Consider the following 20,960-nt stretch of genomic DNA (forward strand, 5'->3'; position numbering starts at 1 on the left):
TCGCTATACTAAACGATAGTGGAGTTTTAAGTGTTTCCAGTAATACAAAGCTGTCATAGTGTGTTGTTTTCCCACAGACAATACAGCTTATGACAAATATAAAAATAGGAATTCTTGACCAATCCGTTGTCAGACAAGGATCTACGGTTACAGAAGCAATTCAGGAAACAGTACAAACTGCCATACTTGCAGAAAACCTTGGATACAGCCGCTTATGGGTATCCGAACACCACAATTCCGCATTTATTGCCGGCTCTACTCCCGAGGTTTTGATGGTTAAGTTAGGCGATGCAACCTCACATATCCGTATTGGCTCGGGTGGGATTATGCTTCCTAATCACAGTGCTCTCAAAGTAGCGGAGAATTTCCGGATGCTGGAAACTTTGTTCCCGGGGCGCATCGACCTTGGAATGGGCAGAGCACCAGGTACTGACAGAGTTACCTCATCCATTCTAAATCCCTCCAACGATTTTAGTGAGAGCAGTTACCTCAGACAACTGGAACATCTTCAACACTTTTTCCGAGATACAGCAGGAACAGAACGGGGATTTATTTATGCCACTCCTCAATCTCCGACTATACCTATGCAATGGATTCTGAGCTCCAGTGGCGGGAGCAGTAACATCGCAGCACGATTCGGTATGGGACTGGCTGTCGCGAAGTTTATTAACGGATTCGTAACGCCGGAAGTAGTTGAAACCTACAGGCGTAATTTCCGTCCCTCCGATCAATATGCAAATCCTCATGCTATTCTTTCCGTATTTGTTTTGTGTGGCGAAACTGAAGAAAAAGCTGCTGCGATGCGTAAAATGATGGATTATATATTGGTGGAATTCGAAAGAGGAAAATTTGGTCCCTTCCCTGATATGGAAACAGTTCAAAAATACCAGTTCAATCCCGGCGAACTGGAGCGTATCAGATATAATAGTGGCAGAATTATCTCAGGTACAGCGGAATCAGTAAAAGAGCAACTGACCAATCTGGCGGCCAGGTTTGATGTTGATGAGATCATCATATCTACCATGGCCGCAACTGCTGAAGACCGTTTCCGTTCGTTTGAATTGATTGCAGAAGAATTTGGCTTGAAAAAATCTGCGGCTTAGTTCTATTTTTGCGGTTAAGAAGCACATCGGCTTCCGGCTAAACCTGAAAACTATGCCTGCGAATCGTTTCGACCGGATTATCGCTATTCTTATTCAACTCCAGTCACGGAAAATAGTCAGAGCGCAGGATTTGGCGGATCGGTTCGAAATCAGTCTGCGTACCATTTACAGAGATATTAACACGCTTGCCGAGGCAGGCGTACCCATCAGTGGCGAGGCAGGTGTAGGCTATTCATTAATGGAGGGCTACCGCCTGCCTCCTATCATGTTCACTAGAGAAGAAGCGCGTACCTTCATCACAGCAGAGAAATTGATGGAGAAATATACAGATCAGGCATCAATTGATTTGTATCGGTCGGCGATGTATAAGGTGAAAGCGGTATTACGAAGTAATGAGAAGACGATGGTCGAGAACCTCGAAAATCACATACAAATCCGTAAAAGTAATTTCGCGTTCAGCCCTTCCAATAATAATACACTAGACGCTTTATTGAAAAGTATTACCGAAAAAAAAATCGCCAGAATAAGCTATACGGCCATGGGGTTGACTGAGGCGGGTGATCGGTATATCGAACCTGTAGGTATTTATCACGAGTCAAACTTCTGGTATACAGTGGCTTTTTGCCACCTGAGAAATGCGTACAGGAACTTTCGCTCGGACAGAATCATGAATATTGAACTCTCAGCGCGATCATTTCAGCATCAGCATGCTCCGCTGGATCAGTTCCTGAATCAAGTTCGCGATGATCACAATTTACAACTCATTGTATTACAAATAGATAGATCTATCGTCAATTATATTGGTAATCAAAAATATTACTACGGATTCATTTCAGAAAAAGTGGTGGGCGATTATTGTGAAATGTCATTTTTGACAGGCCATATGAACAGTTTTGCACGTTGGTACCTGATGTTGGCTCCTAATTCGAGGATCGTCCAACCTGATATCCTGAAAACCCACGTTGCCGACCTCATTGCCGGTATTACTGATCAACTTCATGATTAAAAGTTCTCAGCTTCCATGGCTGTGAAAGAAATGATTCTTAATATTGATAAAATTTAATAAATTATATTTAAAATAAAAGACTATATAATCTATATTCTTTATAGTATTATCTATTACTTTTGAATCATTTCCCATTAAACCTTTGAATCGTAATGAAATTCGAAACCTTGCAACTACATGCGGGACAGCAGCCCGACCCTGTAACCAACTCGCGTGCAGTACCTATTTATCAGACTACTTCCTATGTGTTCAACAATGCTGAACATGCAGCCAATCTTTTTGCACTTAAAGAATTCGGAAACATCTACACCAGGATTATGAATCCTACTAACGATGTTTTTGAAAAAAGAATAGCGGCACTTGAAGGTGGTGTGGCAGCTTTGGCAACAGCATCCGGACATTCTGCGCAGTTTTTGGCGATCAATAATATTACCACCGTTGGCGACAACTTTGTTACAACGTCTTTTCTTTACGGCGGATCTTATAATCAGTTTAAAAATTCCTTCAAAAATATAGGAGTTGAAGCGCGGTTCGCTGATGGTGACGATGTATCCAGCTTCGAAAAGCTGATTGATGATAAGACCAAGGCGATTTATCTGGAAACTATCGGAAACCCGAGTTACAGTATTCCTGATTTTGAGGCTTTTGCTGCCTTGGCCGCTAAATATGATCTCCCCATCATCGTTGACAATACATTTGGCGCGGCAGGAGCGATATCGCAGCCTATTAAACATGGTGCGCACGTGGTGGTGCAGTCTGCAACAAAATGGATCGGCGGACATGGAACATCCATCGGTGGTGTCATCGTAGATGCAGGAACTTTTAACTGGGGTAATGGAAAATATCCTCAATTCACAGAGCCTTCTCCAAGTTATCACGGTTTGGTATTCAATGACGTTTTCGGGATTGGAGGGCCATTTGGTAATATCCAGTTCATCATCAGGGCGCGCGTAGAAGGATTGCGTGACTGGGGGCCGTCGTTATCACCTTTTAACTCATTCCTTTTCCTGCAAGGCGTTGAAACACTTACGCTACGTGTAGAAAGAATCGCTGAAAATGCTTTAAAAGTGGCGAAATGGCTGGAGCAGCATCCCAAAGTAGAGAGTGTGAACTACCTCGGTCTGGAAGGCAACAAATACCATCATCTGGCAAAAAAATACCTTACAAGAGGCTTCGGAGGTGTACTTTCATTCACCCTGAAAGGAGACAAGAAAACCGCCGAGAATTTTGTAGACAAACTGGAACTGATCAGTAATCTTGCCAATGTCGGTGATGCGAAAACGTTGATCATCCACCCGGCATCCACCACCCACTCACAGCTATCCGACCAGGAGCAGCTGGCGGCTGGTGTGCTGCCAACGCAGCTGAGATTATCTGTTGGTATTGAACACATTGACGATATTATTGCGGATATTGAAAAAGCGTTGAACTAAGAGCTTTCTAATCAAAACGGGATCCTGAACAGATCCCGTTTTGATATCACCTCTCCTACTCAGTAATGCCTTCCAAAGCAAACAGAAATGCATATTGCAAGGCCACCTCTTTCAAATACTCAAATCTTCCTGAGGCTCCTCCATGACCAGCCTCCATATTGGTTTTCAAAAGAAGTACACGGTTGTCCGTCTTCAGTCTCCTGAGTCTGGCAACCCATTTTGCAGGCTCAAAATATTGCACCTGACTATCATGTAAGCCCGTTGTAACAAGCATATTAGGATATGCTTTAGCTTCCACATTATCGTAGGGAGAATACGATTTCATATAGTCGTAATACTCTTTTTCAACCGGATTCCCCCACTCATCAAACTCATTGGTTGTCAAAGGAATAGATTCGTCCAACATCGTAGTAACAACATCAACAAACGGGACATCGGCGATAATTCCATTCCAAAGATCGGGACGCATATTCGCAATTGCTCCCATCAGAAGCCCGCCAGCACTACCTCCTTCCGCATACAAATGCTCCCGACTTGTATACTGCCCGGCAATCAGATACTCTCCGCACGCAATGAAGTCGGCAAACGTATTCTTTTTATTGAAAAGCTTCCCATCTTCATACCAGTGACGTCCCATTTCCTGCCCTCCACGCACGTGGGCAATGGCAAATACAAATCCACGGTTCAACAGACTTAATCTCCCCGAACTGAAGCCTGCATCCATACTATTACCATAGGAACCATACGCATAGAGCAGCAAAGGTGCCTGCGCATTTCTTGTGAAGCCTTTTTTGTAGACCAATGAAACAGGAACACTTGTGCCATCGTGCGAACTGGCATACAGCCTTTCTGTAACATACTCATCCGGTTCATATCCACCCACCACCTCCTGGCGCTTTTTCAGTACTTTCCCGCGACTGATCATATCGTAGTCGTATACCGAATTGGGAGTTGTAAGCGATGTGTAGATATATCTTAAAGACGAACTGTTATACTCAGGATTTGAGCCTGTATAAGCAGCGTAGGCTGGTTCACCGAAATCTACATGATGCTCTTCTGCATTGTTTTCATTTCTGATTCTCAGCTGGATCAGTCCGTTTTTACGTTCTGTAACAACAAGGAAATCTTTAAAAACATCAATACCTTCCAGCAAAACGTCTTCCCTGTGCGCTATCACCTCTTTCCAGTGCTCTACACCCGTGTTATCCAAAGGTGTTTCCATCAGCCTGAAATTCAATGCATCTTTATTGGTAACAACTAAAAAACGGTTGTTATGGTGTTCAATGTCATAAAGTACATCCTTCATACGAGGCTGAAATACCTCAAACGCTCCTTCAGGATTATCAGCATTCAGAATCAGGTACTCAGATGACATAGTCGCCGAAGAAGCGATGACGATAAACTGTTCTGATTTGGTTTTCCCTACGCCAATGTAATTACTGTTATCTGTTTCCGTATAAACAACCACATCCTGCTCTTCACTTGTACCGAGCGTGTGACGTTTGATTTTCTCGCTGAGTAGCGTCTGAGGATTCGTCGCGGTATAAAACAATGTCTTGTTATCGTTCCCCCATTCAGAACCTCCGCTGGTTGGAAAAATAGAGTCTGAAAGTAGTTCGCCTGTTACCAGATTTTTCACATGTAACGTATACTGGCGACGGGAAACTGTATCCACTCCATACGCCAGTAGTTTGTTATCCGGACTGATATTAAATCCAGCCACAGAATAGTAGGCATGCCCCTCTGCCATCCGGTCTACATCAAGCAGGATTTCTTCCTCCGCTTCCAGCGATTCTTTCTTGCGACAGTACTTAAAATACTGCTCTCCCTCCTCACTTCTGGTATAATAAAAGTAACCGTTGCTATAGACCGGCACCGACTCATCTGTCTCTTTTATCCGTGATTTCATCTCTTGATAGAGCTCGGATTGCAACTGATCGGTACCCGCCATCATAGAATTTGTGTAGTCATTTTCGGAATTCAGGTAGGAAACGACCTGATCACTATCCGGTCCTTCTCTGAAAAAATCGCCCATCCAGTAGTATTCATCATTTCTCAAATCTCCATGACGCCCAGTTTCGAATGGTTTTTCTTCCGCTACCGGTGGATTTAAAACCGGCCATTGATATGCTTGTTTCACTTATTCTGTGGTTTTTAAGTTAATTTTATCTAAATTCATTTTTATAAAAATCTTATTTTCAAACAATTAAGTATTTAATAATAATACATATTATATTTCATATAAGTACATTACTTTACAATCATTTAATATTTTTAATAAATATAAATTGTATTAATAATATTATAAGTATTAATATTTTATATAATACTTTAAGTTTTATATGTACTAAAAGTTAAATACTTATTCTACATATTTACCTATTAAAAAATTAAGTAATATTTATTAGTATAAATATTTTAATACATATAATATTTAATAATACTTTTAATAAGTATAAAATATATAAAAAGTTGATTTACAAAATGTAGTGCATCTTTCCATAATCCTCCTGCACATACATTATATTTGAATTTCGAAATTAACAGTTCTTATGGATAAACCGGTTCACAAGCTTTTCCTGCTCGACGCTATGGCGTTGATCTATCGTGCTCATTTTGCTTTTATCAAGGCACCGAGAATCACCTCGAAAGGCTTAAACACCAGTGCCGTTTTTGGTTTCACCAATACGTTGCTGGAAGTATTACAGAAAGAAAAACCTACACATATCGGCGTGGCCTTTGATACATCGGCGCCCACTTTCAGACATGTGCAATATGAAGCCTACAAGGCCCAGCGCGAAGCCCAACCCGAAGACATAACGGTAGCCATTCCATTGGTGAAAAAATTACTTGAAGCCATGTGTATCCCCATCCTGGTACTCGACGGTTTTGAGGCGGATGATATTATTGGCACAATTGCAAAGGAAGCATCGCGGGAAGGTTTCGAAGTATATATGATGACGCCGGACAAAGACTACGGTCAGCTCGTGGAGCAGTATGTACATATATACAAACCTGCATTTATGGGCAAGGGCGCCGAAGTATTGGGCGTACAGCAAATACTTGATCGCTGGCAAATACAGCGCATTGATCAGGTCATTGACATACTCGGACTGATGGGTGATGCAGTAGATAACATTCCGGGAATACCAGGTGTGGGAGAAAAAACCGCGCAAAAACTCATCGCAGAATACGATACAATCGAAAACCTCCTTGAACACGGAGCTGAGATCAAAGGAAAGTTAGGGGAAAAAGTACGTGAATTTGGTCACCAGGCGATTCTCAGCAAGCAACTGGCAACAATAGACATCAAAGTACCAGTCCCATTTGATGCAGAAGATCTTACCGTTTGCGCACCGAATACCGAGAAAATCATCGCACTGTTTGATGAGCTGGAATTTAAAACGCTTCGTCAGCGCGTACTGGGAACTTCCGCTCCCGGGACAGTGGCCGCTCCGGCACCGGCTGTTAAAACCAAAGTTGCACCTAAAACAGGGCAAATGGATCTCTTTGGAAATCCAACAGAAGAAATTGGACATCAGCCTGCCATTGTAAGTGAAAACATTGCCGATCCGGACGGCGCAACCTATGATGGAGATGCTGAAACTGCATTGCCAGTTACCAAACGAACCATCGATAACACTTTTCACCGTTACCATACGGTGGATACACCGGAGCTGGTGGACAGTCTCGTTCATTATCTGAGCTTACAGGATGCAATTTGTTTCGATACCGAGACTACCTCGTTAGATGCCGTAGATGCAGAGCTTGTAGGCATTTCGTTTGCTTACACAGCTGGCGAGGCATTTTACATTCCTGTACCGGCAGACCAGGCTTTGGCTCAGGAAATTGTAGAACGTTTCCGTCCTGTATTTGAAAACGAATCCATTGAAAAAATCGGGCAAAACATTAAGTACGACCTGCTGGTACTGAAGAATTATGGCATCGATGTAAAAGGGAAACTCAGCGATACAATGCTTGCTCATTATCTGCTGCAACCAGACAAGAGGCATGGAATGGACATCCTTTCAGCTTCTTACCTGAACTACGAACCGGTATCAATCACTTCGCTCATTGGCAAAAAAGGGGTCAAACAAAGTACAATGAGGGATGTGGGCATACCAGAAATCACTCAGTACGCGGGCGAAGATGCGGATATTACGCTCCAACTTCACCACATTTTCAGTAAACAACTCCCAAAAGCACAGGCTGAAACACTCTTTCGAAATGTGGAGATGCCATTGGTGAAGGTGCTTGCAGATATGGAAAGTACTGGTGTGAGGCTGAACATTAGTGCTTTGAATGAAATGTCTGTGGTGCTAGAGAGCGACATCAGACAAACTGAATCCGAGATTTTTGAGATTGCCGGACAACCTTTCAACATCAGTTCTCCAAAACAGCTTGGCGAAATTCTCTTCGACCAGATGAAACTGATTGCAAAGCCTAAAAAAACCAAAACGGGCCAATATGCAACCGGTGAAGAGATTCTGTCGGAATTGGAAAACGACCATGCCATTGCCCGCAAAATTTTGGATTACAGAGAATTGCAGAAGCTAAAATCGACTTATGTGGATGCACTGCCAACACTGGTGAGCCCTCGTACAGGTCGGATCCATACTTCTTACAATCAGGCAGTAGCGGCAACGGGAAGACTTAGTTCCACGAATCCTAACCTTCAGAATATACCAATTCGTACTCCGCGCGGACGGGAAATCCGGAAAGCTTTTGTACCTGACAATGAAGATTTTCAGATACTTTCTGCTGACTACTCCCAAATTGAGCTGCGGATTATGGCGGCATTCAGCAAGGATGAAAGTATGATCGAGGCGTTTAATCAGGGACGCGACATCCATGCCACCACAGCCAGCAAAGTATTTAAGGTACCTCTGGAAGAAGTGACTTCTGACATGCGCCGCAAATCTAAAATGGTCAATTTTGGTATCATTTATGGTATTTCAGCGTTTGGTTTGAGTCAGCGCCTGTCTATACCAAGAGGTGAAGCTGCGGAAATTATCAAGGCGTATTTTGAAGAATTCCCTGCTGTGAAAGGTTATATGGATCAGGTGATAAATGAAGCGCGTGAAAAAGAATACGTAGAAACCATATTGGGCCGCAGAAGATACGTACCGGATATCAATTCACGTAATCAGACCAATCGTGGCTATGCTGAGCGAAATGCTATTAACGCGCCCATACAAGGTTCTGCTGCCGACATGATCAAAGTAGCCATGATCAATATTCACGATTTCATTGAAAAAGAGAAACTGAAATCGCGGATGATACTACAGGTACATGATGAACTGGTTTTTGATGCACACCGTGATGAAATAACTTTCTTAAAGGAAAAAGTGGATGAGCTGATGCAAAATGCCATTATCCTACCTGTAAAAATGGAGACGGGAATAGGAATCGGAGCCAACTGGCTGGAAGCGCACTAATTTGCACAATTTGGAGATGAATATACGAAAGGACCGCAGCGTAGCGGTCTTTTCTATTTATAAAGCCAGACAAACCTGATACGCACGTTTTCTTTCCGTATCTGTCTTCATCCCCTGCTAAAACTTCCTAAAAAATCACGGTATATTCGTAAAAAAAGTACGATATTCGGTCTTTAATTGTGAACCTTACACTTAATAAAGCTCAATGCAAAGTTTGATTCAGAAGTTTTCCCTGCTCCTTGCTGCCTGTCCGTTAGCGGTTATGGCTCAAAGTGGAAAAGGTAACTACACCCCGCTAACCCTTAAAGATCTGAGTGGATTTGAAAAACCAGCCTCTAACTGGTCTCTTCAATCCGGTATCATTATCAACCCGATATCTGCCTCTAAACCTAAGCTGACTTCCGGCGATGGTATTCTGATTGGTACGCCCGGCTCTCCTATTACGTCGGTAGTGAAAGCATCCGACCTGAGATTATCGCTGGAATTTATGGTATCACCTGGTGCTGAAGGGTATCTGATCCTGCCTGGTAACCAGAAAGTCAGAATTGGCGATAGTTCAAAACAAACTGAAACCAATTCCTCAACAACCGGCTACCTGGGTCAGTTTCCCACCCAAAATGCAGCAAAGTCTCCGGGACTGTGGCAGCATCTGGATCTTGCCTATGATGTATCCGTGCCTTTGCAAACCAGCTCTGCGCGGCTTAACCAGCTTACGCTGAATGATTTAACAGTTTTAGAGACAGTGTATCTTCCCGTTCATAGCCCTGTTACAACCGCCCAGCCCATCGGACTTGAAGTAACAAAGGGAACTATAGCATTCCGTAACATTGGTTACCAGCTTTTGGCAAGCCGTAAGCCATTGGCACTTGAAAACCTAAAATACAAAGTGTATTCCGACAAGTGGGATAGCAAAACTTACACTAAACTGGATCATGAAGGGGCGTCGCCTTTCCTGACGCAGGAGGTAACAAACGGTATGCGTGAATTTCACTTGGTTTATGAAGGCGATATTGATGCCACAGAAGCCGGCGAATATATTTTTACAACCATTTATCAGGGCAACATGTTTTCGCTTGACGTAGATGGAAAAACGATCATTGACAAAACAGAAAGCTCTTCTCAGGAAAGTCACTCCGGTGCGGTTAACCTAAGTCAGGGTAAACACAAATTCAGAATTCATTATTCCCGTTTTCCATGGAGACAGCCGGCTTTAGGGTTGCGTGTCGAAAAAGCAGGCATAAGACCTTACGATTTGCATGCACTTTCTTCTCTGCCCGAACCTGAACCGAAACCATACATCGCGGTGCAGCCTGAGCAAAAGACGGAAACGGTACGATCATTTGTTCAGCTGGATGGTGAGACAGCCAAACGTACCCATTGTATCTCTGTAGGCACTCCGCAAGGCTGGAACTATACTGTTGATTTGAACCGTGGAGCATTGCTGCAAGCATGGAGAGGTCAGTTTGCCAATGTGACGGAGATGTGGTACGAACGTGGCGAACCTCAACTCCTATTCCCGGCCGGCCTTCGTGCTTCGGTATCAGGAAAGAGCAGTATTGCTACCTTGTCTCAGCAAACTGCAGCGTGGCCTGATTCCTCAGACATCAACTTTTTGGGTTACAATCTTGACGGAAACGGAAATCCCGCATTCCGGTATGCAATCAGCTCGGCAGTAGTAGTTGATAAACTGACACCAACTGGCAACGGCATAAACCGGACTTTTCAACTGGAAGGAAAGCCATCGCAACCTGTGTATGCTCTCGCCGCAAGTGGTAAAAATATCGTAATGATAGAAAAAGGGCTTTATCAGGTAGATAACCGCTATTTTATCCAGATAGACAAAAAATCCACCGCTACAATCCGGCCTTCCGATGGAAGGAATGAACTTGTGTTGCCTGTTACAGGAAATACTGGCTACACCATGTTCTGGTAAATCGCGATAAATTAAACTTTGACTCAATTACGATTTCTGATCAATGAAAAATATACTTTTGACAACCCTCATCACTTTTGGCTATGTTGGCGCACAGGCGCAGTCAGCCCAGAAAAAGGAGGATGATTACTACCGCATTATTACCATCCCGATTCCGGAAAATATCAAAATGGAAGTGGGTGGACTACAGTCATTACCAGATGGCCGTCTGGCAGCATCGACCCGTCGTGGTGAAGTATGGTTGATATCAAATCCCTATCTGAAAGGTGACGGACGCCCTTCTTTCAAGCGGTTTGCCTCCGGACTGCATGAACCTCTCGGACTCCTGTACAGAGGCAAGGACTTCCTGATTTCTCAACGTGGAGAGGTAACACGCCTGGAGGACACCAATAACGATGGCGAAGCTGACGTTTACGAATCTTTTGCCAAATGGCCTCTTTCCGGTAACTACCACCAATATTCATACGGACCGGTGAAATTACCAAACGGAGAAATGATCGTTACCCTGAACCTTGATTGGGTTGGTAAAGGAGCGAGTCAGTCCAAATGGAGAGGCTGGATGCTTAAACTGGGGGAAGATGGCAAACTTACGCCTTACGCAACTGGTCTTCGCTCTCCATCTGCTTTCGGATCTTACAAAGGAGATATATTCTACACTGAAAACCAGGGAGACTGGGTTGGTTCAGGACGTATGACCCATCTTGAAAAAGGCGACTTTGCAGGAAACCCTGCCGGATTGAGATGGAGCGGAGAAGAAGGTTCCCCTGTGAAACTGAAACCAGAGGATATTCCCGATACTGGCGAGCCGCTTTATGACGTTGCCAAAAGAACTCCGGGTCTTAAAGCACCTGCAATCTGGTTTCCTCACACGATCATAGGTATTTCTACTGCTGGTTTTGTTGAAGATGCAACCAATGGCGCATTTGGTCCTTTTGCAGGGCAAATGTTTGTGGGTGATCAGGGACATAGCATTATCTCACGCGTAGACCTTGAAAAAGTGAATGGCGTATGGCAGGGAGCAGTTTTTCCTTTCCGCGAAGGTTTTATGTCTGGTATTCTAAGACTGGAATGGGGATTGGATGGCTCTATTTTTGTGGGGCAGACAAGCCGTGGATGGTCAGCTACAGGGAAATCTGAGTTTGGCATCCAGAGACTTGTGTGGACGGGAAAAATGCCGTTTGAAATGAAGAATGTGCGTTCTATGCCAGACGGTTTTGAAATTACATTCACAAGTCCGGTTGACAAGGCAGCCGCTGCAGCACAGGATGCTTATAAATTGAGCAGCTTCACCTACAAGTACCACCACACCTACGGTAGCCCGATTGTGAACACCAATGAAGTGCCACTGAAAGGAATCATCGTCTCAGAGGATGGTCTGAAAGTGAGACTGGTTGTAGATCCTGCTGTACTTCGTAAAGGCTATGTGCATGAAATTAAGGCAGATGGTGTGCGTGGTACGGAAGGAAATGCGCTATTGCATAACACAGGATATTATACTTTGAATGAAATTGCCGGTGGTGCACCAGCGAGTAGCGCTCAGTTCACAACGACAGTGAAAGCAGCCGTTGACCACAGTGCCCATACTATGCCGGCCTCGGAAACAAACACTACCGCTGTGACTGCAAAACGTACAGCTGAAATGCCTGCAAGCTGGACTAAGCCTGACCAGGTGATTATCATCGGAACCGTTCCGGGATTGAAATTCGATATCTCTGAAATACAGGTGAAAGCAGGCAGCAAAGTGAAAATTGTTTTTAACAACAACGACGATATGCTTCATAATCTGGTGATTACAAAACCGGGAACAGCCAATGCAGTGGGTGAAGCAGGTCTGAATCTCGGTTTGAAAGGTTCGGAGATGCATTACGTACCCAATAGTGCCGATGTTCTGTTCCATAGCAATATCGTAGAACCGGAAAAATCGGAGTCGCTGTACTTTGTAGCACCGAAACAAACAGGTACTTACCAGTACGTTTGTACCTTCCCCGGACATTATTCACTGATGCAAGGGAAATTAAAAGTTACCAAATAAGCAGTAATTGCATAGTATCGACCCCGGTTTCGAATCAATTTTCTGGTTGGAAGCCGGGGTTTCGTTTTGATGGATGGCTTGGTAAAACGAAATACTGACTATTTCATATTCAACACCTACGGGGTTGCCGTTCAGACAGATACACCTTTCCTCTCCCCGGGTTTTACCCGGAGCTATTCAAATTGAATCCCTCTGGGATTCTTTCTCCTTGCCAGATACATTCTGTATGCTACCGCACTTTATGCATACAAAAAACAAGTACAGCAACTCTGGTAAGGATTACCGTACAGATCGACCATCTTTCCTCCCCCAGGATTTCGCCCGAAAATATTCCAATTGAATCCCTCTGGAATTCTTTCTCCTCACCTAATACGCTCTATGTATGCTACCGCACTTTATGCATACAACAAAACAAGTACAGCACCCCTGGTAAGGCTTACCGTGCAGATCGACCATCTTCCCCGGGTTTCGCCCGGAAATATTCAAATTGAATCCTTCTGTGATTCTTTCTCCTCGCCAAATACATTCTGTATGCTCCACACTTCTATGCATACAACAAAACAAGTCCGGAGGACTTGAATACGAATAACGCCGGGTGAAACCCGGAGACACAGCCAAAGCTAGCTCAACAGCAACCCTGGTAAGGGTTGAACATCAACTAAACTGACACCCTACATTCTGTTTCCCAAGTACCATACGACATTCTTCATCAAAGCATAAACAGCAAAAAACTGCTGTAATCGCATAATTTTAGTATTTTGCAATCTTCACTCCCCACTAATTTATGAAGAACATACGCAACGTACTATTCTACACAATTACCATCGGAGCACTTTCGGCACTACTTTACTGGTTTATGATCCAGGGACAATTGCTCGAAAATCCGGTGCTCGCATCCGCACAAAAAAGCCAGAACCTGTCATCGTTCGATCAGTTCACAGAGACGCTACTTCACGACCTTACCAACCCGCTTGCCATACTGCTTCTACAGATTATCACCATAATCCTGACAGCCCGAATATTCGGTTGGTTTTGCAGAAAGATAGGGCAGCCGTCAGTGATTGGTGAAATCGCTGCTGGTATCTTTCTGGGGCCGTCTGTAGTCGGCATGTTTTTTCCAGAATTTTCGGGTTTTCTGTTTCCAGCCAAATCACTTGGAAACTTACAATTCCTGAGCCAGATAGGCCTCATCCTGTTTATGTTTATAATCGGGATGGAACTTGACCTGAAAGTGCTGAAAACTAAAGCGCAGGAAGCAATAGTGATCAGTCATGCCAGTATAGTATTGCCGTTTTCGTTGGGTGTAGGTCTGGCGTTATTTATCTACCAGGACTTTGCTCCTGATAATATCAACTTTCTGTCCTTTGCTCTTTTCATCGGTATTGCACTGAGTATTACGGCATTTCCTGTGCTTGCCCGTATCGTCCAGGAAAGAGGTTTGTCTAAAACGCGGCTAGGTATGATGGTGATTACCTGCGCTGCTACAGACGACATTACTGCATGGTGCATACTGGCAGCGGTGATTGCAATTGTAAAGGCCGGCTCCTTCGTCAGCTCTATATACACTATGATCCTTGCTATCACCTATGTCCTGTTTATGGTGTACGCAATAAAACCTGTACTGAAAAAAATTGGTGATCATTACAATTACAAAGAAGGACTTACCAAACCCGTGGTTGGCGTGTTTTTCTTAATGTTGATAGGTTCCGCTTATTGCACGGAGGTGATTGGTATACATGCATTATTCGGCGCCTTTATGGCAGGCGTTATCATGCCGGACAACATCAATTTCCGCAATATTTTTATTGAAAAAGTCGAAGATGTATCAATGGTCCTACTCCTACCCTTGTTCTTTGTCTTTACAGGTCTTCGTACGCAAATCGGGCTGATCAATGATCCCTATCTTTGGCAAATCACCGGCTGGATTATAGCAGCAGCCGTGGTGGGTAAATTTATTGGAAGTGCTATGGCTGCCCGGTTTGTGAAACAAAGCTGGCGCGATAGCCTCATTATTGGTTCGTTGATGAATACGCGCGGACTGATGGAGCTGGTTGTGCTGAACATCGGCTATGACATAGGTGTCCTTTCTCCTGAAATTTTTGCAATGATGGTCATTATGGCATTGGCTACAACCTGTATGACCGGCCCTGCTCTGGATTTGATTGACAGATTTATGCCGGTTGAATTGGAAGCCAAAGAAGATCAAAACAAGAACTCAGGATTCTCTGTCGCTATGGCATTCGCAAGTCCGCTCGGAGCGAGAAAAATGCTGAAAGTGACAAAGGCGTTACTTGCTCCGGAGGCAGAACAGCAAGTAACGGCACTTCACCTCACGCCCAGCAGCTATCTCAACCACACCAATACGGAAGAATATGAGCAGGAAACCTTCCATCCTGTTTTGGACGAAGCCCGAAATCTTCAATTACCCGTTACCACCCTTTTCAAGCCCTCCCAGGACATTGAACATGATCTGATACAGACAGCTAACCATGGTAACTACGATCTGTTACTGATGGGAATTGGCCATAGTGTATTTGAAGGGACATTGATTGGCAAAGTACTGGGTATCACCACAAAAATCATTAGCCCGGTGAGGCTCCTGGATACCATTACAGGAAAAGACAAGCTCTTCCATCAGGATATATTTGACGAACGTACAAGCCACATCATCAGGTCGGTAAAAATCCCGGTTGCTCTGCTGATTGACAAAAATCTGACGAAGGTTCAACAGGTATTCATACCCTTGTTCAATGCAGGGGACGTATTTTTATTGGATTTTGCTCTAAGAATGTCTGCAAACGCGGATATTCAAATCACGATCATTGATCCTTCAGGGTTACTCGACAGCAACTGGCAGGCCCGTCAATCTATAGAAGTCATCGAAACCTCTGCTCAGAACAAATTAAAGCTACATACTGAAAATGCTCTGGAAAAGGATTTTCTGCAGCAGCATGACCTGATGATCATCAGCTACAGCAGCTGGAAACAGGCCGTAGAATCGCATAGTTTATGGCTTTCATTTTCTCCGTCTGTACTGGTGATCAGGAAGTAACTTCACAAATTTTCCCCTTGGCATCCACCAGTCAGTTTTTAAAGGGGAGAATTAATGTTTATTTTACATCAAAGACAGCATCGAATACTCATTTATGACATCAGCCATCGGAACAAACGTTTTAAACAAAATCAATAAACAGACTTTACTTTTTTTCCTGCATAACTTCTTCATCAATGTTGGTACTACCCTGGTATATGTATCGGCCAATGTATTGTTGCTGGAAAATCATCCCGAATACTCATTGCCATTTGCTTATATAGCCGCCGCTCTCACGGTCATGCTGGCTGGTAGAATTTACGAGCACTACGAGCATCATCTCGCATTGAGGAAACTTAGTCTGGGAACTATGTCCGCCGCCTTGTTTATGGTTGCGGTAGTGATGGTACTGCTAAGCATAGGACATGGCATAGCTACTGCAATTGCCATTATGGTGGGCTACAGGGTAATCTATCTGCTTATCAACCTGGAATTCTGGGGGCTCTCTGCGCTTGTTTTTGATGTAAGACAAAGTAAAAGAGTATTTGGCGTGATTGGCTCAGGCGATATGCCTGCAAAGGCGCTGGGTGCGGTTTTGGCAGTACTGATCCATTCCCCATCTGTGCTGATGATCCTGCTTGTTATCTCCATTGTATTCTTCGCCCTTGCGCTTTATACGCAGATACTCACTTTCAGACATACCGATATTCCCAATCCGCATCATGCACGGCCAAGAAAAACAAGCCATGACGGATCCAAGGTGATTCAGAAATATTTTGAAGGGAATAAGTTGCTCTCAGCGTTATGTATTGGCATGGTGGCTGTAGCTGCGGCAGCAACCTGGATTGAATATCATTTTTTTGTCAATGTGAAGTATAAATTTCACAGCCAGCACGATGTCATCGTCTTTGTCGGGACATTACTTACTGCAACATACCTGATCAGTACGCTCGTTAAAGTGCTTCTTTCCGGCAAAGTTGTGGAGCGTTTCGGCGTAAAGTATGCCCTGTATCTTCTGCCACTTACAACGGTTGTGGTATCTCTCGGTTTATTGATCTCCTCTTATTTCCGTAAGGACGAGCCATCTTTGCTTGTCTATTACTGTGCCGCTTATTTGCTCTTTGAAATAGTACGGCGAACGATTTTCGACTCAGTGTTCCTGGTTTTATTCCAGCCACTATCCACTAAAAACAGGCTGAAAGGGCATACACTGGCAAAAGGATTTTATGAACCGCTCGGCATGCTGATTGCAGGTCTTATTCTGTGGCTGATTTACAGGAATCACATTTCCAATATCAGCCTTACCTTCGATCTTTCATTGCTCTTTGCGGTAGCAGCATTATTCGTTTTCCGAAAAGCATACAGCGCCTATATTGTTGAGCTAAAAAATGCCATAAGTAAACGTTTTATCCGCAGTGGCGAGCTTCCTTCTCAGGCCGAAGCACTTCCGATTATCAAGGAAAATATAAAAAGCAGCAGGAAAGAGGAAGTCATCAATGCCATAGAATGGCTTGCCCGCAATGATGTGGAGGCATTGAAGAACAATATTGATTTTTTACTGAAAAATCCTGCAGTTCAGGTGAGGCTGAAAACCTTGCAGTCCTTGGCCCTTATCGAGGAACCGGAGCTGTCACCGTTCTTTTTCCTTTACATTGAAACGGAAACGGACACACCTTGTCAGACACTCGCTGTCCGGATTGCATGCAAATCTCCCAAGCTTTCAGGAGAGAGATTATCCCGGTATCTGGCTCATGCCGATGCGGATATTGTAAGAGGAGCTATCATCGGCTGCTGGGAAGTCGGGAAGTCCCTCCCGCTCGTTCATGGTACGCTTCGTCGTTTGCTTGCGTCAGAAAACGAAAATGATCAGCTGACTGCTATCTCTTGTCTGAATGTGATAGGACTACAGACTTACGATGATCACCTTAAAAAACTGATTGCCGGCGGTACGCCTGCTGTTCACGAGGCGGCCATGATAACAGTCATTTTGCACGGTACCTCCGGGCAAATTGCAGCATTGAATTTCAACGCTCCCAAAAGTATTTCCCGGAAGGTAATAGCTGCATTAATCAATGCAGGTGCTGCCGGTGAAGAAGCGTTGACGCAATGGCTTAACGATGATACTTCCGACAGGAATTTATTCGCCCTTGTCAAAACAGCAGAAAAAAATAAAAGTGATTTCATACAATCTATACTTTTCGAACTTTTAAAAAGAATATACCTTTTAGAAAGTAATAAACTTAAAGAAAATATAACCCTTTCCTTACATTTATCTGTACTCAAATCGCTCTCTTATTACTCAGTTAATATTGATCAGCAGGCCGTTACCGAAAGTTTTATTCATAAAGAAATAGCGTTTGCATTTCAGTTATTTAAGGAGTCGGATAGTGCTGAGGACGACCGAACCTGGCAAGATGCACTGCAATATGAACTGGCACTTTGTCAGCAACGCCTTTTTTACATCTTTATGATGCGCTACGAAAGAGATTCTGTAGTGAATGCCTGGAAGGGAATTCGGCATAGTTCAAAAGAAAAAAGAGCCAATTCCCTCGAAATGATTGAGAACCTGATACCTCGGTCACTTTATCCGGTTTTACGTGCGCTTTTTGAAGACAGCAATGCCGCCAATAAATTGGAAGTACTCAGACAATATCTGGGAAATCAACCTGATCAGCAGCCACTACAGCAAACCATACTGCAGGTGCAGGAGCGCCAGTTTACACCATGGACTATCGCTCTCGCCATTCGTAAACAACCTCACGGAACTATATTTGATAACTCAATACTTGGTCATTCCAATAATCTGATACGCGAAGCAGCATTACAAACAACAATGAAAGCATCTCATAACCCGGTTAAAGTCTCAGAAATAGAACGGATCATTGTTCTGAAAAACACGCAGCTTTTCTCCCACACACCTGAAAATGTGCTTAGCTCTATAGCACCCATTATGAAGGAAGTGGAGTATCAGGAAGGTCAGCAAATATTTGCGAAAGGCGATGTCGGCGACAGTATGTACGTCATCTATGCGGGCGAAATCGGCATTTACGATGGGACCAAACAGCTGGCCCGTTTTGACAAAGGAGAAATTTTCGGAGAGCTTGCTTTGCTGGATACCGAGCCGAGATCTGCCACAACAGTTGCGGAAACAGATGTGTTGCTATTCCGGATAGACCAGGAAGATTTCTTCGAACTGATGGAAGAACGCGATGAAATTTTGAAAAATGTATTGAGAATTCTGTGTCAGAGGATACGGGTTCAAAACGAAAAAATGCGCCTTTCGTCCGGAACGATATAAAATGACTGCGAAGAGCTCAGAGAAAGCTTTAAACTGTTTCTCTGAGCTCGTTCAGGTGAGCCTGCTTCTGAGGCTCCCGCAGCAAACGTGATCGCTTTGTATGATACTGATGGCTCTCCAGAAAACGTATCTGCAACTGATTCCAATCCTGCCTGTTCCCAATCAGGCTCCTTGCTGAAAGTTCTGCATAAAGCGTCTCCCCTATACTTTTGAAATCATCCCGCCCCAGATAGTCCAAATCCGCGTCACACAGTATCTTTTCGAGATCCGTGGCTGCACTTTGGGGCACCTTAGTAGACATGATCATTCCACAAATGATCTCAATATGACCTTGTGAATAACCGAATCCCGGCAGCACATCGCGAACAATCCCGCAGCCTTCCGCTTCATGCCCCGAATAAGCCATCAGAAAACCCGAATCATGATAAGTGGCAGCAGTTTTAAGCAAAGCCAAAAACTCAGAATCTTTTACATTTTCCTCCTCCGCAATCTGTAAGGCTACATTCACCACGTCAAGAGTATGATGAATACCATGATAATACAGATTCGGTGCTAATTCCTGCTCCAATTTTGACAGGATATATTTTTGGGCGGCTTCAATTTGCATCATTTTCAATCACACTATTCCAGTACTTCATAAATCCTTACCGGATTTGCCTTATTTTTCAGCTTAACTTCACTTACAAGAGCACATTTAAATGCTTCTTTGATTTGTTCGTAGCCCGACTCCGATACCACGACTTGCCCTGGCTGTGCAGTTGCCTGCAGGCGCTGAGCCACATTCACAACGTCTCCGATTACAGTGTAGTCAAGTCTTTTCAAGGCTGCTGAACCAATATTTCCGGACACCATTTCTCCGGAGTTAATCCCGATAGACACCTTCGGGTAATAATCCGACTGATCGGACAATTCTTCCTTGAATCCGTTGATCTGGTTGCGCACTGCCAGACTGCATTCAACAGCCCTGTCGAGGTGATAATCTCCGCGAAAAACGGCCATTACGGCATCTCCCATAAACTTGTCGACCAATCCTCCCTGAGCGATGATTTCTTTTACCATCACATCAAAGTATTTGTTAATCAGCTTTACAACCGTATCTGCAGGTTCACGCTCTGATATAGAGGTAAAACCACACATGTCCATAAAAACAACCGTCGCTTCTATGTTTTCGCTAAGCATCAGCGATTTACCAAAGGTATCCTGCGTCATAAACTGCAATACTGACGAGTCGACGTACATACGCAAAATATCATTTTCTCTCACCGCTTTAAGCGTTTCTTTCAGCTGACTTACATATCTGAGGGTTTTCTCCATTGTCACCTCCAGATCCTTAAAATCAATAGGTTTGGTCAGAAAGTCATACGCACCTCTGTTCATGGCAGTACGGATATTGTCCATATCACCATAGGCTGAAACAATTACGGATTTGAGCAAGGGACTGGTTTCGCCTAAACGCACAAGTAGTGTAAGCCCATCCATCTCAGGCATGTTGATGTCACTGAGAACCATGTCTACATCCGCATGTTCTTCCAACGTTTCCAAGGCTTTTACACCGTTTTCTGCAAAAATGAACTCATATTGCTGTTCACGGATCTGACGTCTGAATTTTTGTTTGATCAATAACTGAAGATCTGCTTCGTCGTCAACTACCAGTATTTTAGCCTTCATAACATTTATAATATTGAT

Annotated in this window: 11 protein-coding genes; 8 read left to right on the forward strand and 3 right to left on the reverse strand. The window is 43.9% G+C overall.

The features are described 5' to 3' along the window. Nucleotides 1-89 precede the first annotated feature (89 nt). The 3 genes from DSL64_RS00565 (at nt 90) to DSL64_RS00575 (ending at nt 3,542) form a co-directional block, all read left to right on the forward strand. Nucleotides 90-1,103, forward strand: a complete 1,014-nt coding sequence (locus tag DSL64_RS00565) for an LLM class flavin-dependent oxidoreductase (RefSeq protein WP_115828695.1) — start codon at nt 90-92, stop codon at nt 1,101-1,103. Nucleotides 1,104-1,155: 52 nt separating this feature from the next. Then, nucleotides 1,156-2,109, forward strand: a complete 954-nt coding sequence (locus DSL64_RS00570; RefSeq protein WP_115828696.1) for a helix-turn-helix transcriptional regulator — start codon at nt 1,156-1,158, stop codon at nt 2,107-2,109. A 152-nt stretch (nt 2,110-2,261) separates the two neighbouring features. Further along, on the forward strand, nt 2,262-3,542 hold the full coding sequence (locus DSL64_RS00575) for an O-acetylhomoserine aminocarboxypropyltransferase/cysteine synthase family protein (protein WP_115828697.1): 1,281 nt from the start codon (nt 2,262-2,264) through the stop codon (nt 3,540-3,542). A gap of 55 nt (nt 3,543-3,597) precedes the next feature. Here DSL64_RS00575 and DSL64_RS00580 read toward each other — a convergent pair whose 3' ends face one another. Continuing rightward, nucleotides 3,598-5,682, reverse strand: a complete 2,085-nt coding sequence (locus DSL64_RS00580; protein WP_115828698.1) for a S9 family peptidase — start codon at nt 5,680-5,682, stop codon at nt 3,598-3,600. Between the two features lie 412 nt (nt 5,683-6,094). Here DSL64_RS00580 and polA point away from each other — a divergent pair, with 412 nt between their 5' ends. The 5 genes from polA (at nt 6,095) to DSL64_RS00605 (ending at nt 19,274) form a co-directional block, all read left to right on the forward strand. Continuing rightward, on the forward strand, nt 6,095-8,980 hold the full coding sequence (gene polA, locus DSL64_RS00585) for a DNA polymerase I (RefSeq protein ID WP_115828699.1): 2,886 nt from the start codon (nt 6,095-6,097) through the stop codon (nt 8,978-8,980). A gap of 205 nt (nt 8,981-9,185) precedes the next feature. After that, on the forward strand, nt 9,186-10,913 hold the full coding sequence (locus DSL64_RS00590; RefSeq protein WP_229216904.1) for a 3-keto-alpha-glucoside-1,2-lyase-like domain-containing protein: 1,728 nt from the start codon (nt 9,186-9,188) through the stop codon (nt 10,911-10,913). Nucleotides 10,914-10,956: 43 nt separating this feature from the next. Continuing rightward, nucleotides 10,957-12,945, forward strand: a complete 1,989-nt coding sequence (locus DSL64_RS00595) for a plastocyanin/azurin family copper-binding protein (protein ID WP_115828700.1) — start codon at nt 10,957-10,959, stop codon at nt 12,943-12,945. Between the two features lie 784 nt (nt 12,946-13,729). Continuing rightward, nucleotides 13,730-15,997, forward strand: a complete 2,268-nt coding sequence (locus DSL64_RS00600; RefSeq protein WP_115828701.1) for a cation:proton antiporter domain-containing protein — start codon at nt 13,730-13,732, stop codon at nt 15,995-15,997. Nucleotides 15,998-16,091: 94 nt separating this feature from the next. Next, nucleotides 16,092-19,274 (forward strand): cyclic nucleotide-binding domain-containing protein, encoded by a 3,183-nt coding sequence (locus DSL64_RS00605; RefSeq protein WP_115828702.1) that lies wholly within the window; start codon nt 16,092-16,094, stop codon nt 19,272-19,274. A 28-nt stretch (nt 19,275-19,302) separates the two neighbouring features. Here DSL64_RS00605 and DSL64_RS00610 read toward each other — a convergent pair whose 3' ends face one another. Both DSL64_RS00610 and DSL64_RS00615 read right to left on the reverse strand, forming a co-directional pair. Then, the gene (locus DSL64_RS00610) at nt 19,303-19,884 is read right to left on the reverse strand and encodes an HD domain-containing protein (RefSeq protein ID WP_229216905.1); all 582 of its coding nucleotides are present in this window, start codon (nt 19,882-19,884) and stop codon (nt 19,303-19,305) included. Nucleotides 19,885-19,895: 11 nt separating this feature from the next. Further along, nucleotides 19,896-20,942: an adenylate/guanylate cyclase domain-containing protein gene (locus DSL64_RS00615; protein WP_115828703.1), complete on the reverse strand. Its 1,047-nt coding sequence runs from the start codon at nt 20,940-20,942 to the stop codon at nt 19,896-19,898. Between the last annotated feature and the right edge of the window lie 18 nt (nt 20,943-20,960).

Source organism: Dyadobacter luteus (genome assembly GCF_003383615.1).
GTDB lineage: Bacteria > Bacteroidota > Bacteroidia > Cytophagales > Spirosomataceae > Dyadobacter > Dyadobacter luteus.

Coding starts and splice junctions, on each gene's coding strand:
- DSL64_RS00610 (WP_229216905.1), bottom strand. CDS start 19,884: ATGATGCAAATTGAAGCCGCCCAAAAATATATCCTGTCAAAATTGGAG.
- DSL64_RS00615 (WP_115828703.1), bottom strand. CDS start 20,942: ATGAAGGCTAAAATACTGGTAGTTGACGACGAAGCAGATCTTCAGTTA.
- DSL64_RS00600 (WP_115828701.1), top strand. CDS start 13,730: ATGAAGAACATACGCAACGTACTATTCTACACAATTACCATCGGAGCA.
- DSL64_RS00595 (WP_115828700.1), top strand. CDS start 10,957: ATGAAAAATATACTTTTGACAACCCTCATCACTTTTGGCTATGTTGGC.
- DSL64_RS00605 (WP_115828702.1), top strand. CDS start 16,092: ATGACATCAGCCATCGGAACAAACGTTTTAAACAAAATCAATAAACAG.
- DSL64_RS00575 (WP_115828697.1), top strand. CDS start 2,262: ATGAAATTCGAAACCTTGCAACTACATGCGGGACAGCAGCCCGACCCT.
- DSL64_RS00590 (WP_229216904.1), top strand. CDS start 9,186: ATGCAAAGTTTGATTCAGAAGTTTTCCCTGCTCCTTGCTGCCTGTCCG.
- DSL64_RS00570 (WP_115828696.1), top strand. CDS start 1,156: ATGCCTGCGAATCGTTTCGACCGGATTATCGCTATTCTTATTCAACTC.
- DSL64_RS00565 (WP_115828695.1), top strand. CDS start 90: ATGACAAATATAAAAATAGGAATTCTTGACCAATCCGTTGTCAGACAA.
- polA (WP_115828699.1), top strand. CDS start 6,095: ATGGATAAACCGGTTCACAAGCTTTTCCTGCTCGACGCTATGGCGTTG.